21 protein-coding genes and 2 pseudogenes are annotated in these 22,049 nt (G+C 58.0%); 4 read left to right on the forward strand and 19 right to left on the reverse strand.

Annotated elements, in window-relative coordinates; genetic code table 11:
• The first annotated feature begins 103 nt into the window (after positions 1-103).
• Positions 104-1,258, forward strand: a complete 1,155-nt coding sequence (locus CVS30_RS17455) for a sensor histidine kinase (protein WP_281268095.1) — start codon at positions 104-106, stop codon at positions 1,256-1,258.
• An 87-nt stretch (positions 1,259-1,345) separates the two neighbouring features.
• On the opposite strand, the gene CVS30_RS18060 is transcribed toward CVS30_RS17455, so the two are convergent.
• From CVS30_RS18060 to CVS30_RS18195, 3 genes are all read right to left on the reverse strand, one after another.
• Positions 1,346-1,579 (reverse strand): hypothetical protein, encoded by a 234-nt coding sequence (locus CVS30_RS18060; protein WP_181419862.1) that lies wholly within the window; start codon positions 1,577-1,579, stop codon positions 1,346-1,348.
• Between the two features lie 226 nt (positions 1,580-1,805).
• Positions 1,806-2,642, reverse strand: a complete 837-nt coding sequence (locus tag CVS30_RS17465; RefSeq protein WP_110486836.1) for an endo alpha-1,4 polygalactosaminidase — start codon at positions 2,640-2,642, stop codon at positions 1,806-1,808.
• 308 nt (positions 2,643-2,950) lie between these two features.
• The gene (locus CVS30_RS18195) at positions 2,951-3,088 is read right to left on the reverse strand and encodes a hypothetical protein (RefSeq protein WP_220033953.1); all 138 of its coding nucleotides are present in this window, start codon (positions 3,086-3,088) and stop codon (positions 2,951-2,953) included.
• On the opposite strand from CVS30_RS18195, the gene CVS30_RS17470 reads away from it, so the two are divergent.
• Complete coding sequence (locus CVS30_RS17470; protein ID WP_220033954.1) at positions 3,060-3,263, forward strand: RHS repeat domain-containing protein; 204 nt, start codon at positions 3,060-3,062, stop codon at positions 3,261-3,263. The genes CVS30_RS18195 and CVS30_RS17470 overlap by 29 nt on opposite strands.
• 195 nt (positions 3,264-3,458) lie before the next feature.
• Here CVS30_RS17470 and CVS30_RS17475 read toward each other — a convergent pair.
• The 3 genes and pseudogenes from CVS30_RS17475 to CVS30_RS17485 all read right to left on the reverse strand — a co-directional run.
• A pseudogene (locus tag CVS30_RS17475) lies at positions 3,459-3,650 on the reverse strand (helix-turn-helix domain-containing protein); the annotation flags it as partial.
• A gap of 277 nt (positions 3,651-3,927) precedes the next feature.
• Positions 3,928-4,026: pseudogene (locus tag CVS30_RS18620) on the reverse strand (hypothetical protein); the annotation flags it as partial.
• A 27-nt stretch (positions 4,027-4,053) separates the two neighbouring features.
• A protein-coding gene (locus tag CVS30_RS17485) for an IS3 family transposase (protein ID WP_110486852.1) occupies positions 4,054-5,333 on the reverse strand; the annotation gives its coding sequence in 2 pieces (ribosomal slippage) (positions 4,054-5,060 and positions 5,060-5,333; 1,281 coding nt in all).
• Between CVS30_RS17485 and CVS30_RS17870 the strand changes: the two genes are divergently transcribed.
• Positions 5,332-5,658, forward strand: coding sequence for a hypothetical protein (locus CVS30_RS17870; protein WP_146233442.1), 327 nt, complete (start codon positions 5,332-5,334; stop codon positions 5,656-5,658). The two genes, CVS30_RS17485 and CVS30_RS17870, sit on opposite strands and share 2 nt — an antisense overlap.
• A gap of 226 nt (positions 5,659-5,884) precedes the next feature.
• Here the strand turns inward: CVS30_RS17870 and CVS30_RS17490 are convergent, their stop codons facing one another.
• The 10 genes from CVS30_RS17490 to CVS30_RS17535 form a co-directional block, all read right to left on the reverse strand.
• Positions 5,885-6,880, reverse strand: a complete 996-nt coding sequence (locus CVS30_RS17490) for a PfkB family carbohydrate kinase (protein WP_181419858.1) — start codon at positions 6,878-6,880, stop codon at positions 5,885-5,887.
• On the reverse strand, positions 6,867-8,357 hold the full coding sequence (locus CVS30_RS17495; RefSeq protein ID WP_181419859.1) for a mannitol dehydrogenase family protein: 1,491 nt from the start codon (positions 8,355-8,357) through the stop codon (positions 6,867-6,869). Before CVS30_RS17495 ends, CVS30_RS17490 begins: the two co-directional genes overlap by 14 nt.
• Before the next feature lie 5 nt (positions 8,358-8,362).
• On the reverse strand, positions 8,363-8,689 hold the full coding sequence (locus CVS30_RS17500; protein ID WP_110486841.1) for a DUF6385 domain-containing protein: 327 nt from the start codon (positions 8,687-8,689) through the stop codon (positions 8,363-8,365).
• 32 nt (positions 8,690-8,721) lie between these two features.
• Positions 8,722-9,651: a DUF6772 family protein gene (locus tag CVS30_RS17505; RefSeq protein ID WP_110486842.1), complete on the reverse strand. Its 930-nt coding sequence runs from the start codon at positions 9,649-9,651 to the stop codon at positions 8,722-8,724.
• The gene (locus CVS30_RS17510) at positions 9,648-10,991 is read right to left on the reverse strand and encodes an FAD-dependent oxidoreductase (RefSeq protein ID WP_110486843.1); all 1,344 of its coding nucleotides are present in this window, start codon (positions 10,989-10,991) and stop codon (positions 9,648-9,650) included. Before CVS30_RS17510 ends, CVS30_RS17505 begins: the two co-directional genes overlap by 4 nt.
• Before the next feature lie 82 nt (positions 10,992-11,073).
• Positions 11,074-12,609, reverse strand: coding sequence for an ABC transporter substrate-binding protein (locus CVS30_RS17515; RefSeq protein WP_110486844.1), 1,536 nt, complete (start codon positions 12,607-12,609; stop codon positions 11,074-11,076).
• A gap of 33 nt (positions 12,610-12,642) precedes the next feature.
• Positions 12,643-13,491, reverse strand: a complete 849-nt coding sequence (locus CVS30_RS17520; RefSeq protein WP_181419860.1) for an ATP-binding cassette domain-containing protein — start codon at positions 13,489-13,491, stop codon at positions 12,643-12,645.
• A complete protein-coding gene (locus tag CVS30_RS17525; RefSeq protein ID WP_110486846.1) occupies positions 13,484-14,512 on the reverse strand; it encodes an ABC transporter ATP-binding protein in 1,029 nt (342 codons plus the stop codon). The genes CVS30_RS17520 and CVS30_RS17525 overlap by 8 nt, the downstream gene beginning before the upstream one ends.
• Positions 14,512-15,402 carry an ABC transporter permease gene (locus tag CVS30_RS17530; RefSeq protein ID WP_220033955.1) on the reverse strand — a complete coding sequence of 297 codons (891 nt, stop codon included), beginning with the start codon at positions 15,400-15,402 and terminating at the stop codon, positions 14,512-14,514. The genes CVS30_RS17525 and CVS30_RS17530 overlap by 1 nt, the downstream gene beginning before the upstream one ends.
• Positions 15,399-16,322, reverse strand: coding sequence for an ABC transporter permease (locus CVS30_RS17535; protein WP_110486847.1), 924 nt, complete (start codon positions 16,320-16,322; stop codon positions 15,399-15,401). Before CVS30_RS17535 ends, CVS30_RS17530 begins: the two co-directional genes overlap by 4 nt.
• A 394-nt stretch (positions 16,323-16,716) precedes the next feature.
• Between CVS30_RS17535 and CVS30_RS17540 the strand changes: the two genes are divergently transcribed.
• Complete coding sequence (locus CVS30_RS17540) at positions 16,717-17,754, forward strand: LacI family DNA-binding transcriptional regulator (RefSeq protein ID WP_110486848.1); 1,038 nt, start codon at positions 16,717-16,719, stop codon at positions 17,752-17,754.
• A 910-nt stretch (positions 17,755-18,664) separates the two neighbouring features.
• Here the strand turns inward: CVS30_RS17540 and CVS30_RS18365 are convergent.
• The 3 genes from CVS30_RS18365 to CVS30_RS17555 all read right to left on the reverse strand — a co-directional run bounded on the left by CVS30_RS18365 (position 18,665) and on the right by CVS30_RS17555 (position 21,324).
• Positions 18,665-18,832, reverse strand: coding sequence for a hypothetical protein (locus CVS30_RS18365; RefSeq protein ID WP_245934676.1), 168 nt, complete (start codon positions 18,830-18,832; stop codon positions 18,665-18,667).
• Between the two features lie 567 nt (positions 18,833-19,399).
• Entirely contained in the window at positions 19,400-19,702 is a 303-nt protein-coding gene (locus CVS30_RS17550; protein WP_110486849.1) for a hypothetical protein, read from the reverse strand.
• Positions 19,699-21,324: an FtsK/SpoIIIE domain-containing protein gene (locus CVS30_RS17555; RefSeq protein WP_220033956.1), complete on the reverse strand. Its 1,626-nt coding sequence runs from the start codon at positions 21,322-21,324 to the stop codon at positions 19,699-19,701. Before CVS30_RS17555 ends, CVS30_RS17550 begins: the two co-directional genes overlap by 4 nt.
• Positions 21,325-22,049: the final 725 nt, after the last annotated feature.

A 22,049-nucleotide genomic window follows, 5' to 3' on the forward strand; every position in this document is an offset into this window, starting at 1 on the left:
CTCCAAGAACGCGTGCAGTTTTCCCATCACTCCAAGGGCTGCCTCGGATCGTTTCAACCGACTCTCACTCACCTCCAACTGGCGACGCAACGCCGCATTCCTCATAGTCGCAGGCAGCCTGCTCATCACGGTCGTGTGGGTCTTTCTGCTGCGGTACGTGCCTGTGCAGGCAGTGTTCGTGCCTGAGCAGGCAGTGTTCATGCCGGATTGGGAGACGTTGGGCTCCTCTACCTTTACCCCCGGAAGGTCAGACCTATGGCGGGCCTTTGCGCCAAAGGCTGCCGTGGCCCTGGGATTCCTGCTGGTACTTGGGCTGGGAGGAGGGTGGCTTCTCGCCGGGCGCATGCTCGCCCCGATGACTCAGATCAGGGCTGCCACGCTCACGGCCATGAACGGATCACTCTCCCACCGCATCCGATTGGAAGGCCCCAAGGATGAATTCCGCGAACTTGCCGACAGCTTCGATGCCATGCTCGGACAACTCGAAGAACACGTGGCCGAACAGCAGCGCTTCGCTGCCAACGCCTCACATGAACTGCGCACCCCGCTGACGATCTCGCAGACCCTCCTCGAAGTGGCCCGGAATGACCCCGACCATGACCATGGCGAGCTCCTCGAGCGGCTTTGTGCCGTGAACACCCGGGCGATCGACCTCACTGAGGCGCTACTGCTGCTCAGCCGCGCGGACCGGAATTCCTTTGCCCGGGAAACCGTGGACCTGTCGCTCATCCTGGAGGAAGCCACCGAAATTCTGCTTCCCCTTGCCGAGAAACGCCGCATCACCATCCATGCTTCCAGCGAGGTCACCTCCATCCTCGGGTCCCGCGCCCTCCTGCAACAACTGACAACCAACCTGCTGCACAACGCCATTGTGCATAACCTGCCCGAAGACGGGGCCGTGTGGGCCACCACCAAAGCCCACCCGAACAGCGTTGAATTGATTATCGAAAACAGCGGCGAGCAACTCTCGTCCCCATTAATCTCTACGCTCACCGAACCATTCCAGCGCGGAACCCAACGCATCCACACCGACCTTGCGGGCGTCGGCCTCGGCCTGGCCATCGTCAAAAGCATCACGAACGCGCACGACGGGACCCTCGCCATCGCCCCCCGCCCCGAGGGCGGACTCCGGATCTCCGTTCGCCTGCAATCCCTTTTGTCAGCACCGCTGTCACAGCCGCCACCACGGGCACCGCTGCCACTACCGGCAGCCGGCCCGGGGCCGGCTGTAAAGACTGCACATCCTGAGCCTGAGTGAGGCGGTGATGGAGAGCCCGGGTCGGCAGCCCCGACGAGGCTGGATCAGGTCCATGCTGTGAACTTGGCATCGATATTGCTGCCCGTCCTAGTCTTTGAACATGCCCAGCGATAGCCGTGCGGCCCCCAGTGGAGCACAGACCTCCACCATCGCCTCGATCCTTTGCGCCGAGTCGACCTCCCCGCAGGTAGATACACCCAGGTCATCGTCAAGGCCCGACAGGGCCAGGAAATGCTCAACAATGGACGCCCGCTCATCGAGGTCGTCACGCTTGTACTCAGCTTCGATTTCCAATCCGATGTAACCGCTTGTGGCTGGCATTTGAGCGCCCGGCCAGTTGGCAGCCTGGAGGCGAAGATGAGGAGGCCGGTACAGTCAAAAGAACTCGGGTCATTATGTCGAAAATGTCGTTGCCGTGGTCTCTCATCGCTGCTGAGGATGGTGGATAAAAATCCTGTTCAGTCCTCTTGTGTTTGAGCTCAGATGACGAGGGGATCGCGTAACTAGCGAGTCTGGCTAGCCGTCGGGGCGGAGACCGATTGTTTCCCTACGTGCATCGTTCGAAGTGGTATCCATCTTCTGCGGGTGTCACTAGGTCACGGTCCCTGAGGATCATCGAGGATGGGACACCAGCATCAGCACACATGGAGGCAAAGGAACGGGGGAGTTGATCGGTATATTCAATGTCGATGACCTGTTCCCTATAGACGCCCGTGTATAGGGAACATTCGTCATAGGCTGCGCATTCTTCTGACACTGCGAAATCAAAGCTTGCCTGTGACTGTAGCTCGGCAGCATCTTCCGCAGCGTTCTTCTGCCCTGCCGCCAAACCTTTCGCATGTGTGAACGCAACGAGATCGGTGGCAAGTTCCAAGTTGTCGGCCTTCGTCAGTGCGCCATCGGTGCGGGTATAAGAATCAAGATTGTCGAATTCGACCGCAGCGTACCCCGCCGTGGCACAGTTCTGGATCCAGGGTTTCAGTACGGCAAGAATCTGCACGCGCTTCTCGTTCGTACTGGTATCTAGCAGGGCCTCGTCAGGCCAGTCTGGGTCCATGACAAGGCCTGATTCGTCGGTGAGCAAGGTATTCTCTGGCCACAGCTCCAACTCAGCGGGTTGGGTTTGGAAGCCGTTGATGTAGCAGATCGAGTAGCGCCCAGGATCTGGTGTGCTGAGCCGGTCACGGACCACAATTTCCACATCAGCTATAGGGACGTAAGACCCTCCGAGCTGGTAGTCGGGAATACCAGCGGGGGGAAGCAATGCGAAAGCTGCTGTTTCCTCGGTCACCGCAGTTACTTCAGAGGCCGAGTCTGCTGCACAGGATGTCAATCCGAGCGTGAGAACGGCAACTAGCATTCCTACACTGCGCAGATCGGTCATTGGCGCTCTTTCCTTCATCGTTGACAGATACTCTTGTGATTGACCCTAACGCATGCGATTCCGCACCCAAGCTGGCGCGGCCTCGCATGCCTTTCATGCTGCTGGCACTAGTGCACGACGTCCTCTAGCGCCTGGCTGGCCTGCTTGATAGCTGCCTGCGCTGCGGCCGTTTCGTGCAGGGACATCGCCTATGCCAGCGAGCAGACTCCCAAGCTAACGACACGAAATTTGGTGGCATCATAGAATTGACCCGCCCGGAACAGAATCCGATGGCCTGGTCCATCAGGTATCGCGAAAGCGGTACCAGACTAGCTGGGCAGGACCGCCCACGGGGTGTTTGCGAGGGTGTCGATCCAGTCGTAGCCGTCGCCGGTGCGGTCATCGGCGGGCAGTTGCGGGGCCTGTACGGTCTCGCTGGTGTCCTTGGTGGTGAACTGGGTCTTCACGGTGTACACCCTGGACGGCACCGGACGGGTCACCAACGTGGTGGACGCCGCCTCGGCAACCTATACCTATACGTACGATGCGCGGGGCAACCGGCTTACAGCCGGCGGACCGGCGGGCACCCAGACCTTGGCCGCAAACGCCGCGAACCAGATCAGCACGGCCGGGTACACCTAATAGTTCGCCGGAAACCGCTGCCACTTATAACAGCTATCCCCAGCCGGAATGGCGTCCGGAATTCAACATTGATGTAAAGCCCTACATCCCAATAGTTGGATTTCTCCCTCCCGACCTCGGTCCAGTCCCCACGCCCTCCCCTACATCCGGTTCATAAAGCGTAAGAGTGAATGTGGTGAGGGAAAACCGCGCTTCTCAGCGTTGGGCTATCCAGTCCCGGGCATCCAGCTCAGCCATCCTGCGATACAGGGTAGCCCTAGACATGCTCAGGTCCCGGGCCACATGGGTGGCAGGTTCCCCGGCCTCGATGAGACGGCGGGCATTGCTGATCTGGGAATCGCTGAACTGCTGCCGGCGCCCGCCCAGATCCTTGCCCGCGGCGCGGCGCAACAGCCGACACAGGCAGCTCCTCAAGGAGCCACGCTCCATAGCCTACTTCCAAGATTGTCCGGGGTAGTGGATTCGTTCCCTGGACTCCCAGCGGTGAGAAAAGAGAGTCCCCGGGTTAGGCATTCCTTCGAATCTACTCCGAAGAAGCGGGCAAACGCCAATAACGGCGCATATGTCTCTGTGGATCCAGTCGAGAGGTTGCCGACTTAGACAACAGATTAGGGCGATTAACGCCCGAAGGTGACCCGCCGTGGTCGGGTCACCTTCTTAGCGGTTACTTGTCTTTCGGCGGATTGGGGTCGTTTCCATAAGAGTTCTTTTCGCCAATGGTCCCGTCGAGCTTCTTGATTGTGTGCTCGACCTCGTCTCGCTTGGCGGCTTCTCTGAACCGTCCCGGAAATCATGCCGCCGTTTTGTGGGCGGCAGCGTCGGGTAACGAGCCGAAGTTTTCATCATAGTAGATGCGCTCGAATTCCTCCGGAGTTTGGTGACCTAATGCAGCATGCAAGCGTGCGTTGTTGTACCAGTGAACCCAGTGAAAGACGATGTCGATAACGTCGTTTTCGGTCTTCAACGCCCCGGCACGGAACGGTGAACCCTTGGCCATCGCTTCGTTCTTGAACAATCCCATCACCGTCTCAGCAGCGGCATTATCGTAAGCGTCCCCAACGCTGCCAATGGACGGTTCGAGTCCTTCGATTTCCAAGGTCTCGGTGTACCGGATCGAAGTGTATTGAGATCCGGCATCGCTGTGGTGGATAAGCCCTTTGTGGACTGGTCTTTTGCTGTGGTTCCGGCGCCATAGCGCCATTTTTAAGCATTGTTCCACGAACTCGGTGTCCTTCACTGTCGAGGTTTCCCAGCCGACGATGGCACGCGAATACAGGTCGATGACCAGCGCCACGTACACGACGCCGGAATACACCGGAACGTAGGTGAAATCGGTGACCCAAATACGGTTGGGGGCACTGGCGCTGAAGTTGCGGTTCAACAGGTCTGCGGCACGTTTGCCGTCCTTCCCAGGGATCGTGGTGCGTCCCCGGACTAGGCCGTTCATACCCTCGTCACGCATGAGCCGGTCAACGGTGTGCTTGGAAACTTCCGGGAAGCCGTTGCGGCGCAGCCAGACAGTCATTTTTCGACGACCGTAAAGGATTTCCGGCCTCGGCCTTCCTTTGCTGTCTAGATCCTTGAGGCTGCGTAACGTGTCAATGACCCTCGCGTCCTCGATCGCGCGCAAGGCCGGTAATCGTGTTTTCCAGGCCCGGTAGCTTCGTGCGGCGACCTGCACGCCCTGCTCACGCAGGACGGCGCAGATCGACTCGACCGCACAGCCTTCGGCCCGCTGCTCGTCAATGAACCGGCAGATCAGCGGCGGCGAGGGTCGAGCTCCCTCGCGAAGAAAATCGATGCTGCTTTTAGGATTTCATTGGCTTCTTTCAGGTCCCGATTCTCGGCGCGTAACGCCTTAAGTTCATCAAGTTCAGTGCTCGTAGGGCCGTCCTTCTCACCAGTGTCGATCTGGGCTTGGAGCACCCATCGACGCAACGATTCGGGGCCAACATCGAGCTTCGGGGCTAGAGCCTTGCAAGCAGCGAACACAGAAGGGTACTCGCAGAGCCGGTCATTGATCATCCGCACGGCACGATCACGAACTTCGGTTGGGTATCTCTTGGGCATGATTGCCATCTTTCTCAAAAAAGACAGCGGCATCAAATCCGGGACGGTTCACGGGCAGGAACACACAACACAAAACCCCAAAAACCCAACAACCACGAGCACCCGACGTACACGGCTGCGAGCGCTCAGCCAATACGTCAGGTCAGTGCAATGGAGCCCTGAATGGGGAGCCCCGATGGTGGCGATCAGGCGGGCATTACCTTATAGGAGGTTGAGCACGGCCAGTGATCTCGTCAACGTCTTGTCTGCCAGCATGATCGTCACCTTTCAATTATTTAACACACCGGGCGGTGATCGCGGTGGAAAAGAGCTGTTATGGCTGTGACATTGGATGCTGCGAAGAGTATGCCGACCATGACAAAAACAGCCACTATTTCTGAGTACTTGCGCGAATCGATATGAACTGGATTCTCCTAATCACTATCCCAACTCACCGTAGGGGCGCAGTGTGCAATTGCTGCCACCGTGCCGCTGTTAAATAGTGAGGAGCCAAGGGCGCCGTTGTCCCCGGCTCCTCCTCGTTTCTGCATGCACCAACAGTTACTGAGGCGTTAGGTCAATCGGTGAGGTGACATTGTTGCGGCCGGGGTGGTGTCCTGGACCCACTTCTCACACAGCTCCACGATCTCCTCGAACAACGGAAGGTCAGCTCCTCGCCGCCGGACGGTGATGGCTGCCATGCTTGTCGCAAATCGTGCAATGCTTGGCAGGAGATCCACCACTCGATCCAGGACGTGATCGTTTCGTGAGGCTAGGAGGATCAGCAGTGCCGCCATGAAGGTGTCGCCCGCTCCCACGGTATCCACGAGTTGTGCGCTCACGGCAGCCTCATCATGACGGTGGTTACCTGCCGCCAAGCCGGCCCCCCTGGAACCTCGGGTAAGTGCCACAAGCCTGGGCCCGAAAGCAGTAATACGGTCCAGCACTGCCCGTTCGTCGTCGTTTGGATACAGCCAGCGGGCATCCTCGTCGCTGAGCTTGACCACATCCGCCAAGGCGCAGTAACTCTCAAAGAGTGAAACCGTTTGGGGATGGGGCCCCATGAGCGCAGGCCGAATATTCGGATCAAAGGTAATGATGGTCTCAGGGGAAAGTTGCCCCAAAAGCGACTGAAGGTGGGTGGTTCCGGGTTCAGTGAAGGCATAGATCGATCCAAAGTGGATAATTTCTTCTGAGCCGTGGCGGATGGGTCCGCCCGCAAAGTCCAGGGCAAACGTGTAGCCGGGCTGGGCATCGAGCACATCCACGCGCGCAGTTGACGTGCGGCTTGCGGACAGGGCCGAATCATCCATGGCGACTGAAGCCTCCTGCAAGTGCCGCACAATTTTCTGCCCTCGGGCATCCTGGGCAATCGCGCTGTGGAGCCTCACCGGAATGTGGCAGCGGCCAAGGCCTACTGCCACATTCAGAGGAGAGCCGCCAACAACTTCCACCCGCCGCTCGCCGTCGACAATTTGGTCAATAATGCTCTCGCCGACAACGAGGACAGCCGCGCTTGGTTGCGCCTTGTCACCACGGTCGATTGTGGCGCCCTCACTTGGCCTCATGGGTACCCCCATAGACGGTGAGAAAGGCCTTAGCCCCACCGGATTGAAGGAGGCCAAGAGCACTGGTGAACTCCGTCAGGAAACGCTCATCGTCGGCAAGCGGCGCCAGCCCGGGCAGGGCGTCCAGGAATGCCCGAGGGTCCTGCACGGCACGTTCAGCAGCAGCGATCATCCTTGCTGCACCACGATCAGAACTTCGTGAGTCCACCGTGCCGGTCGTCCAGTAGACGCACCACGTGGCGAGCACTGCGGCTGCGTAGCGCGCACTGCCGTCTGCTCGACGCCGGTCCAGGGCGACGGGGATCACGAAAATTGGCACGCGGTCTGAGCTGTCCACGCTGAGCCGGGAGAGGGGATCCTGCACACTGCTGTTGCCGAAGCGTTCCACGACAGTCCTGCAGTACTGGGCGACGTCCAGTCCGGACGGTGCTGCAAAGCTGGGGACCGCATCGACGCTCATGTACGACTCCACAAAGGAACGCACACGGTGGTCCGCCATGGCCTGATCCACATACTCGTATCCGGCGAGCTGCCCAATGTAGGCCACGGCCTGATGTGCACCATTGAGCAGTCTGAGCTTAGCCGCCTCGTACCCCTCTATGTCGTCGGTAAATGTTGCCCCGACTGCCTCTAGGGGGGGCCGTCCTGCCGGGAAGTCGTCTTCCAATATCCATTGGGTGAAGGGTTCCGCGCAAACTGGCCACGCATCGTTGACCCCCAGACGTTGCCTTACGCGCTGGAGGTCGCTCTCCTCTGTCGCCGGGGTGATGCGATCAACCATCGTGCTCGGAAAAGCGACTTCTCGTTCAATCCAGGAAGCGAGCTCGTCATCGACCAGGCGTGCAAGTTGGAGAACGCTACTTCGGGCCATGCGACCATTGCCCTGGATGTTGTCACACGACATAACAGTAAACGGTGCGAATCCTCGTTCACGCCGGATCCGAAGTGCCTCCACGATAAAGCCGAAAGCCGTTTGCGGCTCCGCCAGATTCGTGGCTACTTCGGCAGTGACTAGGGGATTGCTGGTCAACGGCTGACCGCTAATGGCCTCGTCAAAGTATCCGCCCTCGGTGATGGTCAATGATACGATCCGCACGGTCGGCGCCGCCATCTGAGCAATCACCTGTTGAGAGCCGTCATCCTTGTGTAGGAATCGACGAATCGATCCCACAACATCGATATCTTCACGGCCATCTGGATGGCGCAGGGTCAGGGTATAAAGTCCATCCTGGCTGGTCAGGACTTCACCCATGCGGCGGTCTCGTTCCATTAGCCCAATACCGCAAATGGCCCAGTCATCCCCGAGGCCGGACCGCATCAGGAGATCGATGTACATAGCCTGATGGGAGCGATGGAAATTGCCGACACCGAAGTGGACGATGCCAATCGAGGGCTCCCGGGCGAGGTATTCCTCCACGGATGCGGTGGAGGGGAGCCGGCTCAGGGAGCGTCGGTCAAGTGTTGGAGGTGTGGCCATCGATGTCATCCTTTAAGTGCTGCGTGGATAAGCACGCGGGCGGGGTCGTGATCGCTCGCTCCGTCGACACTGACGCGCAGCCAGTTTCCAAAGTGCGTGATCGGAATTTCGGCAATGGTGGAGCCTTTCGAGAGCGTTATGTTACCAACACGCGGCAGCCAGGTTATGCCGTCCGGCGAAACATCAATACCCAATGTCAAATCCGGGTGGGAGCCCTCAGCTTGCACGAACACAAGTGCCTCGGATGCCCAGCCTGCCTCATATGGAAGGGTCCGAAAGCTGTTATTGATGTGGACGCGGCGGGCCAGGACGGAAGTGTATATCGTCTGCAAGGGGTCGCTCTCCTTTGTAAAGTGGTGGTGGCTTATTGTGTGGAATACACGACAGAGTCGAGGAACAGGTTCACTGATCGATTCGTGTCGGTCTCCACGAAGAACACGGGATTGATGAGATTCTCGATTGAGGCATACCCAGGGGCGAGGGTTGGAGAGGTGCCCCGCAGATCAAAGACACGGTCCATGCTTTGGAACTCCACGTACTCGCGCTTGGCCACATCCACGGTGAGTCGCAGGTAGAGCCAGTTCAGTTTGTCCGGACTCTCGTTGTAAAGAAGGTCCTGTTCGCCGTTCGGCACCCATTGAAAGCCGTCGGCTGAGCCGTCGGCGAATCGGCGGCCATACCACTGGTTGTCCACACCGGGCATATTCCATCCGTCTTTGATCCCAAGATTCCAGTCTTCTTGCGTCACCCCCGGAGTTACTTGGAAGTACTGCCAACGCTTAACCAAATCTCCCCCGAGTGAGTTGACGTATCGAATCCCGGGCATGTAGCGGTGTTCTGCGTCCTGGACGTCGAAAAAGAAGCCAAAAGCTCGAATGTCCTCCTCCCCCGTCCCTTTCCGGTCCTGAACGGGCGAGTAGGCGTACCAGGTCTCAATTTGGATCGTTGAAGGGTTCCCGAATCGCGAGAGGCGCTTAATGGCCATGCCCATCGATCCGGGTGCCGGCGGTTCTGTGTGCGGGCCCCCGGTGGGGGCTGTGGTGAGCTTGAGGGAGTATGTTCCTTCCATGGAGCCGTGGGATGAGGCGAAACGCATTGACGCTGAGCTGAGCATGGTGGGCGCCCAGGCATCCAGGTCAACGACAGTGTCGAAAGTCGAATAGTTTTCACCTACATAGTTGCAGCTGAGGTCGAGCCAGCCGTTATACCCCTTGTCAAAATCATCAAAGGTGATGACGCGGGCGAGTGGATTGAATCGTTCTAGCTGACGATCGGCAAAAGTAACACGAGTCATGCGCGGGCCTCCGCTGGGGTGGGTGTGGTGCAGTTGTCAAAGTCGATGATGGCGCCTTGCTCGATCATCCGGGTACGCAACTGCTCAAAATTCATGTCTGACATGCTGTAGCCATGCTGCACGCTTAGTGCTGCGGCGGTACCGGCACCCTGACCCATGGCCATGCAGGTTGCCATAACGCGGGCGGAACCGAAACCGGGGCCATCCGCACTCAGGCATCGCCCGGCGGTGACCAAATTGATGCTCCCCATGGGCACGAGCGAACGGAAAGGCACGTTGTACTCCTGTTTGGGCATAATGAAGTCCGCCTGGTCATTGCTGTCGGGCTGATGGATGTCAATGACGTGGGCACCTTTGGCGATCGTGTCGGGGAAGGCTTTGGGGTTCAGGACGTCGTCCTTACCGAGCTGATACAGCCCGACGATATGATACGTTTCGCGAACGCCGGTCTGAATACCGGATTTTGCCAGCCAACAATCTTGAAACTCCGGGAAGTTCGTCCGGAGGATGTCAACTATCTGGTGAAGGTTCTCGCGCAAGCTGCACTCGGTGCGTGTAAACCACTCGGGATCGCTGGCGTCAGTGGCCTCCCTCAGGAGATTGACGCTTACCATCCCTTCCCTAAAGAACTGACTGATCCAGGGGCCGCCAAAATTGGCGATGACGCCCTCTTCATTGAGTTCAATGAGCCGGGAACGAATCTCATCTGATATGGGCAGAACTCCGCCCACGGCGTCGCCGAAGAGGTGACTTAAGGCATCCGTATTGACGCCGCCCAGCTGGAACCACAACGACGCCGGCTGCAGCACATCACCCTTGACGGTGTCGTAGCCCGCTGCACGCACAATGTCAGCGTCGCCGGTGCAATCCACAATGGCAGCGCCCGCATAGGCGACCCGGCCGGACTTGTTCTGCACGATGACGTGGGTTATTTTCCCATCGGATACCAGGCAGTCCGAAACCCAAGAATGGTAGAGCAAGGTCACCCCACTATCGAGTAGGATCCGTTGGGCAGCGAGCTTGAGAACCTCATCGTTGACCGGGTAATTTCCACTGTCATGGGCAAGATTGGCACCACCAAGGGTGGCGGCAATCTCCATGAGCTCAAACGGTATGCCACCAATATGCTGCTTGCTATTGACTCGAAACTCACTGATGGGGGTCACCAGCGCGCTCGTCGCCATGCCCCCAATAAATCCGTACCGCTCTATGAGCAGAGTTTTTGCACCGTTGCGTGCCGCCGCCACGGCAGCAGTCAAGCCCGCCGGGCCACCGCCGCAGACAATGACGTCAAAGCTCCCGACAACGGGAATGTCCTTGCTCGGTTCCGTAACAAACACAGTTTTACTTCCTCACGCTGTTTCTGGTTGGTCCTGCCCAGCAGCTAAGTGGCGGGGGTTCCCGCCACTTAGCTTCTGGCTATTATTCAGTCAGGTAGACCGTGCTCCAGTCGATGAACTCCGTCGGAGGGATCGTCAGACCCTGAACCGTATTCGAGGCAGCGACATTGGGCTTGGTTTGGAACAGCGGAATGGCCGGTGCATCCTTGACCATGGTGTCGACGACCTGCTGGTACAGCTTGAGCCGCGCCTGTGCGTCGTTGGACTCCTGCGCCTGCGCCATGAGCTGGTCCAGCTCCGGGTTGCAGTAGCCCATGCGCTTCGCCTCGCACTTGTACAGCCGATTCAGCGTGTAGTCGGCGTCGCCCGTTGCCGTTTGATTGGGCTGCACATCCATGTCCCAGTTCAATGCCGAGAATTCCGAGAGCCAGGTGGCGCCGTCGAGGGCACGGGGGGTGATGGTCACGCCAATCTCGTTCCATGCCGAGACCAATGCCGAGATCAAGCTGTCGTAACCTGCATTTGCAGTGCTGAAAATGACATCGGCGGTGAATCCCTCCGCGTATCCTGCCTCGGCCAGGAGCTTCTTCGCATGTTCCGGATCGTAGGAGGGCATATCCGTTGCGGCAACGCAGCCAAAGGCTGATGTGGGGCAGAAGGAGTCCATGACTGATGCCGTGTCACCGTACAGGCTTTCCACGATAGTGGGCAGATCAACGGCTTCCCACATGGCCGTGCGCACCCGTACATCGGTGAACGGTTCACGCGCATTGTTGAACCACAGGAAGTTGTACGTCAGTCCCTCAGTTTGGGTGAATGCCACATTCGACATGGCTTCGACGGTGGCCACCTGGTCAAAGGGCACGTCGTTGAGCACCTGCGCCTGACCATTTGAGAGGGCCGTGACCTTCGCATTGACGTCCGTGATTAATTTGAAAGTCAGGCTCCTGAGCTTGGCCTTTTCGCCCCAGTACCCTTCGTTTCGCGTCAGTGACACTTTGTCGTTGGCAATGAAGTCGTTGATGACGAAGGGGCCGGTGCCGGTGGGCTTGGCCCACCAGGCATCGTCCTGAGCATGGGCCGCCTGGCCAATGAAGAGCATGGATAATACGCCCAGAAGCGTGCCGGTGGGTTGGGTGGTGGTGATGGTGACGGTCGTTGGGTCATCGGCCGAGACGGACTCAATGACCGCCAGGACGGCGGCCAGGGTTTGCTTCTGGCTGATGTAGCGTTCTAGCGTCGCCTTGACATCTGCCGACGACAACGCCTGACCGTCGCTAAACGTCACGCCCTCGCGCAGCTTCAAAGTCAGGGTTGTGGGGGTAGTCCACTCCCAGGACTCGGCGAGCTGAGGTTGCGGCTGCGAGTTCTCATCGAGTTTAACCAATGCCTGCAAGACGTTGGAAAGAACCTGATTGGAGCCCATCTCCAGCGGAGCCTTGGTTGGGTCAAGGCCTGGCACCGCAAAGGCGGGCACGAAGGTCAGATTTTGCTGCTCGTCGGGCAGCATGGCGCCACCGCCCGTCGATGCTGTACCGGACCCACAGCCTGTGAGCGCCATCATGGCCACCGCTGTGGCCGCCACGGCGAGTGATATTTTTTCCCGAATTGAGTTCATGTGCAATCTCCTTCGATTGGGTGGATTAGAGTTTTAATACCGCGGGATTGTGCCCGCAGGCTTGGAGGAGGCTCCGTTGAGCCAGGGACGGATGACGGGCACGGCTGCGAACAAGCGTTTGGTGTAATCGTCCTGGGGATTTTCAAAGAGCTCACGAGGTGTTCCCTCTTCGACCACAACTCCCCCGTTGAGAACGAGTACCCTGTCGCAGATGTGCTCGATCACGGAGAGATCGTGGGAGATGAAGAGGTAGGCCAGGTTGAATTCTTGTTTAAGGTCATCGAGCAGGTTCAGCACCTGGGCCTGAACTGATACGTCTAGGGCCGAGACGGCTTCATCGCAGATGATGAGCTTTGGTTGCAGCGCGAGGGCGCGCGCTATTCCAATGCGTTGGCGTTGACCGCCGGAAAACTGATGCGGGAAGCGGGATGCATAGTCGGGATTGAGGCCCACCCGATCCATGAGGGCCTTGGCTTCGGAGGCCCTGCGGTTCTTCGGGACAACATCAGGATGCGCCAGCCATGGCTCGACAATGATCTCCTGTACCGAGAGGCGCGGGTTCAAGGAGGCGAAGGGGTCCTGAAATACCATTTGCATATCGCGGCGGAGCGCTTTGAGCTCGGTTCGCGTGCTCTGCGTAATGTCTCGGCCTTCGAACTCGATCCGACCCCCGTCTGCCTTCTCCAGCCCGATGATGGTCCGGGCGACAGTGGATTTACCGGAGCCGGACTCGCCGACCAAGCCCACGGTTTGTCCTGCGGAAATGGTAAAATTCACGTCCTTAACGGCCATGTTTTCACCAATTCGACGTTGCAGAATCGACGAATGAATCGGATACGAGACCCGCAGGTTTTGAACTTTGAGCAGCGATACTTCAGTCATGTGAACGCACCTCTTCCGCGCGGATACACGCAACATGGTGGCCGAGTGCGGCACCTTCTGGCTCTCGCAGCGACGGGACGGCGGCCCGGCATTCCGGGACTGCGATCGGGCAACGGGGATGGAACGCGCAGCCAGCCGGCAAGTCCAACAAATTGGGCGGCGATCCGACGATGGGGCGCAGCGGTTCACCCATGGCATGTGCGCCCGGAATCGAATCCAGCAATCCTTTGGTGTAGGGGTGCTGCGGATGATCGTAAACTTCACGGATCCCGCCAGTTTCGATGATCCGGCCGGCGTACATGATGGCGACACGGGACGCCGAGTCGGCTACAACACCCAAATCATGGCTGATGAGTATCATTGCCATCCCAGTCTCCGCTTGAAGCTCGGCGAGCAGGCGCATGATCTGTGCTTGCACGGTCACGTCGAGGGCAGTGGTCGGTTCGTCGGCAATGAGTATGCGGGGCTTAAGCGCAATGGCCATGGCAATCATGATTCGCTGGCGTTGGCCTCCGGAGAACTGATGCGGGTAGTTGCTGATGCGGCGCTCCGCATCAGCGATGCCGACGCGTTTGAGTAGTTCCAGCGCACGCGCGAGGGCTTCCTTCTTCCCCATGCCAAGGCGCCGACGGAACGGCTCAGCGACTTGGTCCCCAATGCGAAATACGGGGTTTAGTGAGCTCAGCGGGTCTTGGAAAATCATGGCTATGTCGGTTGCACAAAGGTCACGGACGCGGGAGACAGGCTCTTTGGCCAGGTCAATTCCGTCATAGAGGATGGATCCGCCAACGATTGAGCCGGCAGGTTTTGGTAAGAGTGCCATGATGGCCTGGGAAGTCACTGACTTTCCCGATCCGGACTCGCCCAAAATGGCCAGTGTCTCTCCGGCTTGAACGTCAAAACTCACACCATCGAGCGCTCTGGCGATACCGGCCGACGTCGTGAATTCCACTTGGAGGTCACGGACCGAAAGCAATGGCGATTGCGCCCGCCGGGAATCGGCAACTAATTGTTCTGTCATCAAAGACTCCTCAGTCGTGGGTCAAGTCTGTCGCGCACCGCATCGCCGAGGACGCCGGTCGCAAGCACCAGAAGGAGCAGAAGCACCCCCGGAAGAGTGGAAATCCACCAGGCGGTCGAGAGGTACTGCACACCGTTGGCAATGGTGCTACCGAGGCTGGCGGTGCCCATTGGCACACCGACCCCTAGGAAGGACAATGCCGCTTCCGCGAGCACCACATGACCAAGCTCCACGGTTCCAACCACGAGGATTGGCGGCAGCGAGCCGGGCAGGAGAGTTCGGAATATGATGTGGAAGTTTCCCAGCCCTAGGGTTCGAGCCGCTTCCACATACTCCCGGTCTTTGAGGGCCAGCACTTGACTTCGAGCGATGCGCGCGAACACGACCCAATTGGAAATTGAGAGCACGATTATGACGTTCAGGACTCCCTGGCCAAGAACTGCAGCAAGAAGAACCGCAAGAAGGATCGCCGGAAAGGCGAGCTGGATGTCCGCGACCCGCATGAGCACCGTGTCGAGCCAGCCGCCGTAATACCCGGCAAGCATGCCAATAAGAACACCAATAACGCCAGCGATTGCGAGCGTGGCTGCACCAATAATGAGGGAAACGCGGGCTCCAGCCATCATCTGCGCGAAAAGGTCCGATCCTATCTGATCGGTGCCAAAGACCGCGATCGAACCATTGGGGAGCACCGATCCTGGCGGCTTTAACCGGTCAGCGAGATCCACCCGCAAAGGGTCATAGCCGTACAGGACCGGCACGAAGATGGCGCCCACGGCGATGAGCGCAATTATTGCGCAGGGAACTAGGGTGCGTGTGTGCACACCCCAGCGCGAACGCCGAGCCTTGGTCATGGCCGGGGCGGCGGAGGTAGTCGGTGCAGTTGTCACTTTGCGAGCCTCACTCTTGGGTCAAGGTAGGCGTACAGCAGATCTACAAGGAGGTTGATGAGAACAAACGCCGCCGCTATGACGATGACGCATGCCTGGACCACGCTGTAGTCGCGTACGTGGATCGAGGACACCAGAAGTTTTCCGATGCCGGGAAAGGAAAAGACGGTTTCGGTGACCACAGCGCCGCCGAGCAGTGTGCCGAACGCGAGTCCAACAACCGTGATGATGGGAATGAGTGCGTTGCGAATTGCATGGGTGAAGAGAATCGCAGGCTCACGCATACCCTTTGCCCGTGCTGTGTTGATGTACCCCTCACCGTTGACCTCAATCAGCCCGCTGCGAATCAACCTCGTCAGAAGGGCAATAAGCGGAAGAGCAAGAACGGTTGTCGGGAGAATGAGACTTTGGGCACTGGTGAGGTCCGCGCTTGGCAACCATTTAAGCGTCCTTGAGAAAATCAGAAGCAGCACGACCCCGATCCAGAAACTTGGCAGCGCCTGCACTATCAGTGAACCGGTGGTGACGATCCGGTCAATCGGGCGGTTGACACGCACAGCTGCGACAACCCCGAGCGGGAAGCTAACGACCAGTGCCCCAAGCACGGCCAGGAACGCCAGGAGCGCCGTATTGGGCAAGGCTTGGGCCACCAGCTGCATGGCGGGGACGGATTGAGTGTAGGAACTGCCGAAGTCGCCTGTAACTACACCGCCGAGAAAGGAACCGTATTGAACAAGCGGTGGGCGGTCCAAGCCCATCTGATTTCGCAGCGCGGCGAGCTGGTCTGCCGTCGCCGTATCCCCGGCGATCAAGAGTGCCGGATCCGCGGGGACGAGGCGCACGATGATAAAAACCACAGTGGACACACCCCAGAGCACGAACACGGCCAACAATATGCGCCGGATTACGTAACCGAGCATGGTCGACCTCCATTAGTCGCGATACCGCATCGGGAAGATCCAATGTCGGGAGAATGTTTATCGTTCATGTACATTTCCCCATGGTTGGACTTTTGTCAAGGAAGGCTTTGATGTTGATATTTCGTGCTTTAAGCGTGTGATGGTCCATGCGACATCACTCTGCAGCAGGATTTTGACTTCATTATTCATGAACGCTAATGTAGCAGTTGCGCCCCGCGTCGAGTGTCATGAAACCGGCTGAACGCGTCATGTTGGGTTGTGAACCCACCACGGCACGCTGCGGCAAAATCGTGCACTCCCGCGAGGGTGTCACCGTCGGGCCGCGTCGCTGCCGGGTACGACTATAGACTTGCGAGAAACAGGCTGGTCACAATCGAGCGAAAATAGGGTGCACATGGCGAAGAGATCAACCCTTCAAGTTGTAGCTGAGGCGGTTGGGCTGTCAGTAAATACTGTCTCTCGGGCTCTGAATGGAAAATCTGGGGTCAGCGAGAGCACACGCTCCCGCATCAAGGCCGAGGCCGCACGCTTGGGCTATGTCCCCAATGCCAACGCACGTTCCCTTGTCTTGGGCAAACGCAGCACAATTGGCGTCGTCGTGACAGACTTGGCAAACCCCTATTTCAACGACCTCGTCAGCGAAATTGAAGAGCAAGCATTGCAGGCGGGCTACACCATTTTGCTGCTGCTCTCCGACGAAGACCCAGACCGTGAACGGGCCGCCATCGAAGCGGCCCTCCATGCCGGAGTTGACGGGATTATCGGTGTCCCGGTTCAGGGGAAGTCCAATCCCTGGACGGCCGTTCTACAGGCAGGAGTTCCCCTCGTGCTCACTGCGCGTCGCGTTACTGAACTCGATGTCGACTTTTTCTCCAATGACAATGAGGCCGGAGGCTACATGACCACCTCGGCCGTCTTGGAACGGGGCGCGCGAGACCCCCTGCTCATTGAAGAGGATATGCGTATTTCCACGGTGGAACACCGCATTGCCGGATTCCGCCGGGCTTTGGAAGACCACGGGATTCCGTTTGACACTAGCCGGCGCGTGTTTGTTCCTTCTAGACGCAACGTCCGCGGCGCCATGCACTGGCGCGCAGAAGACGGATACCGGGTGGCGCGTGACATCCTCTCCAGCGGCCGCCGCCCGGATGCGTTTTTAGTGGGAAACGACTACTTCGCACTCGGCCTGTACAGCGCCCTCCAGGAGCGCAACATCCGGGTGCCCGAGGATACCCTCGTCATGGGTTGGGGCGACTATGCGTTCTCACGCTTCCTCAACCCTCCACTGTCGACCTTGAAGCTTCCTTCGGCCGAGGTCGCCCGCCGGGCCACCGCGCGTCTGTTCGCGCGGCTAAACGGTGAGGGCACCGAGGACACCGTCACCGTCATGATCAAGCCAGAGATCGCGCTGCGGTCATCCACAAACCGCTGATCACCCTCCGTCCTAGAAGCTGCGGCGTACGTTGGTCTAGGCGCACTGTTGCAGGCGCCGGATTTCTTGATGAGCCGCCTCTATGAACAGTTCCTCCAGGTTGTCCGTCCCCCGCTGGTGCACAGTTGATGGCAACCACTGTCCAAGTCCTCAAGTTCATTCTCCCTGGCCCCGACGGCCCTAGACCAGGACAAAGAACTCCGCCTTGTTCGACGATGTACATCCCGCCGATACCCTCGGTTTTCCGGCTCTTCGTAACTAGGCATGGTTGGTGGGTTTGATCCGGTATAGGCGGTGGCCGCCGACACTGAGCCGATTGCGCAATCGATAGTTCGAGAAGTTCCTAAACCCACGAGCAATCCTGCGTCGTTGATGCTCAGGGTTGGTGCGGCGTGGCGGCAGGTGAGAGACGTCAGGGTCTCTTTGAATGGTTATCGACTAAGAAAAACCTTCACAAGAAACCCTGACACGAATAATGCTACTTTTTGCCCGGGGTGGCGTGCGCGTGCCGACGCTCTTCTTGATGTTCCTGGTATCCACGTGATCGCCGTGGAAAACTCTGCCCGTGAGCAAATCATCACTGTGGAATGTGACCAGATCCTCACTGGCTGCCCTCTGTGTGGAGTCGTGGCGATCGACCACGGGACGCGTGGCGTGCCTGCATGACACCCCAGCTCATGACCGTCCGGTTCGGTTGGATTGGGTCGTACGAGACCGGCACGAACCCCGGATCAAACACCGGGGAAAGGACTTGCGCGATTGCTTGCTGAATCAATCGATTCAGCAAGGACGGTACCCCCAGCATCCGTTTCCCGCCGTCAGGTTTTGGAATCATCACCTGACGCACCGGCAACGGCGTATAAGTACCCGCATCCAACACTTCCCGGGCCTGAACCCAATGTTCCAGACACTAGGCACGGAGTTCTTCCGCACCGAGCCCGTCAACACCGGCAGCACCACGATTACGCTCAACACGTTTCAACGCGACCATCAGATTCTCACGGCAGAAAACCTTCTCCCAGAGATCCTGCTGATCCCTGACGTCATCCCCGATACCCGTCGGTTCATCACTACGCACAGAAAGGGGCACTCCCGGATTCACCGGTTCCTCCTAACACTCTCTGTCCCACCACGCTCGTGGGTTGGCTGCGATCCATATGTGAACACGAGAAATACCGCTTCAAAACATCAATTCCCAGCGTTCAGCCCTTCCCCACCACCGACAATATTCCGGTGAGTACTATGGCCTCGGCTGACTTCTGCCACATCAGCAACGACCCTTAAAGCCGCACCGCTCCACCCCAGACTGCGGATGACGCACTGGGACAGATCTCCCCAGATAAGAACATTTACTTTCCCCCTGCCGCCACCGCATTTACACACTGGCCGTTTCGGTGGAACGGGCTTCATCGTCTTTGGCCGACTTACCCCAACCAGCATGCCTACTATGCGGTTTGTGTCCCTCGGCGCAGGGTTTTGTCTCCGGCTTCCTTCCCACCCCACCTCACGGTGACGCAGTTGCCATCGACTAGAAGTTAAACCACCTTCTCCTCCAGAGGACTTTCACCTCCAAGCAAATGCCCATGCTGGGCGTACCACAGGAAGGGGCCCACCAATTGGTGGGCCCCTTCCTGTGTAGTCTTTTCTATCGCTGGTTGAGGTCTCGGATCCTTCTCTTGTAGATGACCAAGACAGCCAAAGCGATGACGATGAGAACCAGGGCGGCGAGTGCCGCCACGCGTATGAGGTCTAGGCCTGCTCCTATTCCTGGTATTTCCAGGAGCATGCCGTTCCCTTCAATGAGGATTTGGTAACGCACCAGCCAATCCTTAACCGGCGACAGCATAGCCCCGAGAGGGATGATGCCGGCGCCTAAGGCCAGCACGACTATGAAACCCAGAAGAATGTTGTCTTCAGAGATTTCTGACCCTTCATTGCCATTGCTCATTTCCTTCCACTGCCTTCTTGTTCGTCGGGTCGGCGTGTATGGAGCCAGGTGTCAGCGGTGATGGAAGCGGAGTCAGCTTCGCCTGTTTCGATGTCTCGGTAGTCAAGAATGAGGTAGTCGTCATCTTCAGGTTCAACGGCAGTGACGATCCCCCACAAGTTCAGAGCGTCATCGATGAGAACCGCGTCGCCTTCCTCAAGTGAGCTGGCCTTCTCCTGTGTTGCAGGTCGGTACCCCTCAAACAACCCGCTGTTGCTCTCCATTGAATCCTCGGCTTCTTCTTCGCCTGAAGCCTCAATGTCATAAGTTTCCTCATTGATCTCTGGAAGAGCGTTGGACGTGTGTGCCGATCTATCGGGTGGAGGTGGTGCCAGCTCATCTGCGAGTCTGGCGTCAAAGAGGACAATCCGTGCCTCGGCATAGTCTCGATACCCTGCTTCATAGTCAGGGGCTTGGGTACTTCCATCCAGGTCAGCTTCAATGTCCGGATCTAGGATCATCATGCGCTGATAGGTAGTTTCCTCCGGCTGCGCCTTTTCGAGGTATTCCGGAAGATCACCCTTTGCCGGATCCGGATTCCAGAAGGTTTGAATCTCGAGAGGGTTTGATTCTGCATCGGTACTCACACCCCGGCCTCGAACGTTTCGTGGAAGGGCTACCCCAATAGCGAATGAATCCCACATCATATTGGCACCCTGGGGTGAGAGTCGACCCATGGAAATTCGGGCCGCAAAGTTGTCCCTCATTTCACCGCCCAGGAATGAAACATCGGGACGCTGAAGACCCAGAATCATGTGAATCTTGGCGCTGCGGGCAAGCCGGGCCAAGTCCTCAATCAGCTCCAACATAGGCGGCTGTGTGGGATCACCCTTTTGTTTGACCGACTTGTACCAGCGAACAATGCGCGCCTTCAAAGTGGCGTACTCATCAATAATCAAGAAAAGGGCGTCAAAATCCTTCAGGGTTGCTTTGCCCGCTTCAATCAGCGTGTAGCGCTCCTCCATCAGCTCATGAGCCGCAATGATCATCCGCACCTGGTGCTCAACACGCGAAGCCACCAGCTCCACATTGGGATACCCCCGGAACCCAACGAACTCGATCCTCTTTCCATCGATCACCCAGACCCGATAACCCTGACGGGCAATCTGCTCCAAGAAGCCGTGCTCGACCACTGTCTTACCCGTACCAGTACCACCCACAACGAGCATGTGAGGATTGAGCGCCGGCTGCCAAAAAATGACGTTTCCATTCTCATCCACCCCATATGGCAGCTTGAGCTTCAGATAGGAGGCGTGTGCATCCGCACGGTCCACATCTTCATAGATGGGGTAGACCAAGGATGGCATTTCAGGGCGCTGCGTGAATCTCACGATGTCATTCTGAAGATCCCAATGGGCTACCCAACGCCCCTGCATCCTGGCGCTGATGACCTTCTCAACTCTTTGACGTCGCCCAACCATGGCCATGTGAATACCCTGCTTATGAGTAACCGTGACCGTGTTAATTTCGTCGTCAGCTTCCTCGCATTCAACCGTCGCGCTTTCACCCAACAACTCCTTCACGACGGCTTGGACACGCTGCACCTGCTCACTAAGTAGAACCTCCTCTTTGGCTGGCGTCACATCAAGCGCCAGGACAAGCAGCTTGGTCCGATGGTTGTGACCCTTGACTTGATAGTGGCCACCCAGGTTTCGATCCAGAACCTCCAGAACTCCGCCAACCCACTTCGGATCCCGCCCGTTGACCTGGTTGGCATATCGAAGCTTGACCCTCCCCGGCGTACCAACCCAACCGTTCTTCCAACGGTTCACTCTCAGAAGGGCACGCGTAAGCTTCCGCACCCCAAGCATGGGTGCAACAGCCTCAAGCGTGTTGTCGATAATTTCTCCTCGCCGCTGGTCCCTAATGCCGTAGGCAACAACGGCGGCACTCGCAAAGAACAACAGTATCGCCGCTGCGGCGCCAAGCAGGAATCTGTCCATGGCCAGGCCCAAGCAAAATGAAAGCGCGGCTGTCGCTGGGATCACGACGGCCCAGATCTTCCACTCATGATTCCGTGGTGGCAATTGGCTTGTCTCAGCCAGCGGCTCAAGACCTGGCACAGGCAAAGTTGCCTGCCGGGATCCGATAACCATCATGGCTCCTTTGATTGTTTTGAATGACTCGCTTTCTCTGGAGGTCGGTATGGATCCCCTCTTGAAACAAAGCAAAGATGCGGGAAGTTACACTCCCGTATCTATGGACATCAAATCTTCAGAGGCGGAGCATGGCGGAATTTTTCAAGTCAAGCGGTACCAAGGTGAGTTAGACAGCGGTTAGGCTGCTTGTTTTTCGGTGGCTTCCTTTG

The sequence above is a fragment of the Arthrobacter psychrolactophilus genome, from assembly GCF_003219795.1.
Taxonomy (GTDB): Bacteria; Actinomycetota; Actinomycetes; order Actinomycetales; family Micrococcaceae; genus Specibacter; species Specibacter psychrolactophilus.

Bases quoted from the DNA above. Each gene is read 5' to 3' on its own strand.
- CVS30_RS18060 (WP_181419862.1), bottom strand. From the start codon at position 1,579: ATGCCAGCCACAAGCGGTTACATCGGATTGGAAATCGAAGCTGAGTAC.
- CVS30_RS17465 (WP_110486836.1), bottom strand. From the start codon at position 2,642: ATGACCGATCTGCGCAGTGTAGGAATGCTAGTTGCCGTTCTCACGCTC.
- CVS30_RS17870 (WP_146233442.1), top strand. From the start codon at position 5,332: ATGATTGCCATCTTTCTCAAAAAAGACAGCGGCATCAAATCCGGGACG.
- CVS30_RS17490 (WP_181419858.1), bottom strand. From the start codon at position 6,880: ATGAGGCCAAGTGAGGGCGCCACAATCGACCGTGGTGACAAGGCGCAA.
- CVS30_RS17495 (WP_181419859.1), bottom strand. From the start codon at position 8,357: ATGGCCACACCTCCAACACTTGACCGACGCTCCCTGAGCCGGCTCCCC.
- CVS30_RS17505 (WP_110486842.1), bottom strand. From the start codon at position 9,651: ATGACTCGTGTTACTTTTGCCGATCGTCAGCTAGAACGATTCAATCCA.
- CVS30_RS17515 (WP_110486844.1), bottom strand. From the start codon at position 12,609: ATGAACTCAATTCGGGAAAAAATATCACTCGCCGTGGCGGCCACAGCG.
- CVS30_RS17520 (WP_181419860.1), bottom strand. From the start codon at position 13,491: ATGACTGAAGTATCGCTGCTCAAAGTTCAAAACCTGCGGGTCTCGTAT.
- CVS30_RS17525 (WP_110486846.1), bottom strand. From the start codon at position 14,512: ATGACAGAACAATTAGTTGCCGATTCCCGGCGGGCGCAATCGCCATTG.
- CVS30_RS17535 (WP_110486847.1), bottom strand. From the start codon at position 16,322: ATGCTCGGTTACGTAATCCGGCGCATATTGTTGGCCGTGTTCGTGCTC.
- CVS30_RS17540 (WP_110486848.1), top strand. From the start codon at position 16,717: ATGGCGAAGAGATCAACCCTTCAAGTTGTAGCTGAGGCGGTTGGGCTG.
- CVS30_RS17550 (WP_110486849.1), bottom strand. From the start codon at position 19,702: ATGAGCAATGGCAATGAAGGGTCAGAAATCTCTGAAGACAACATTCTT.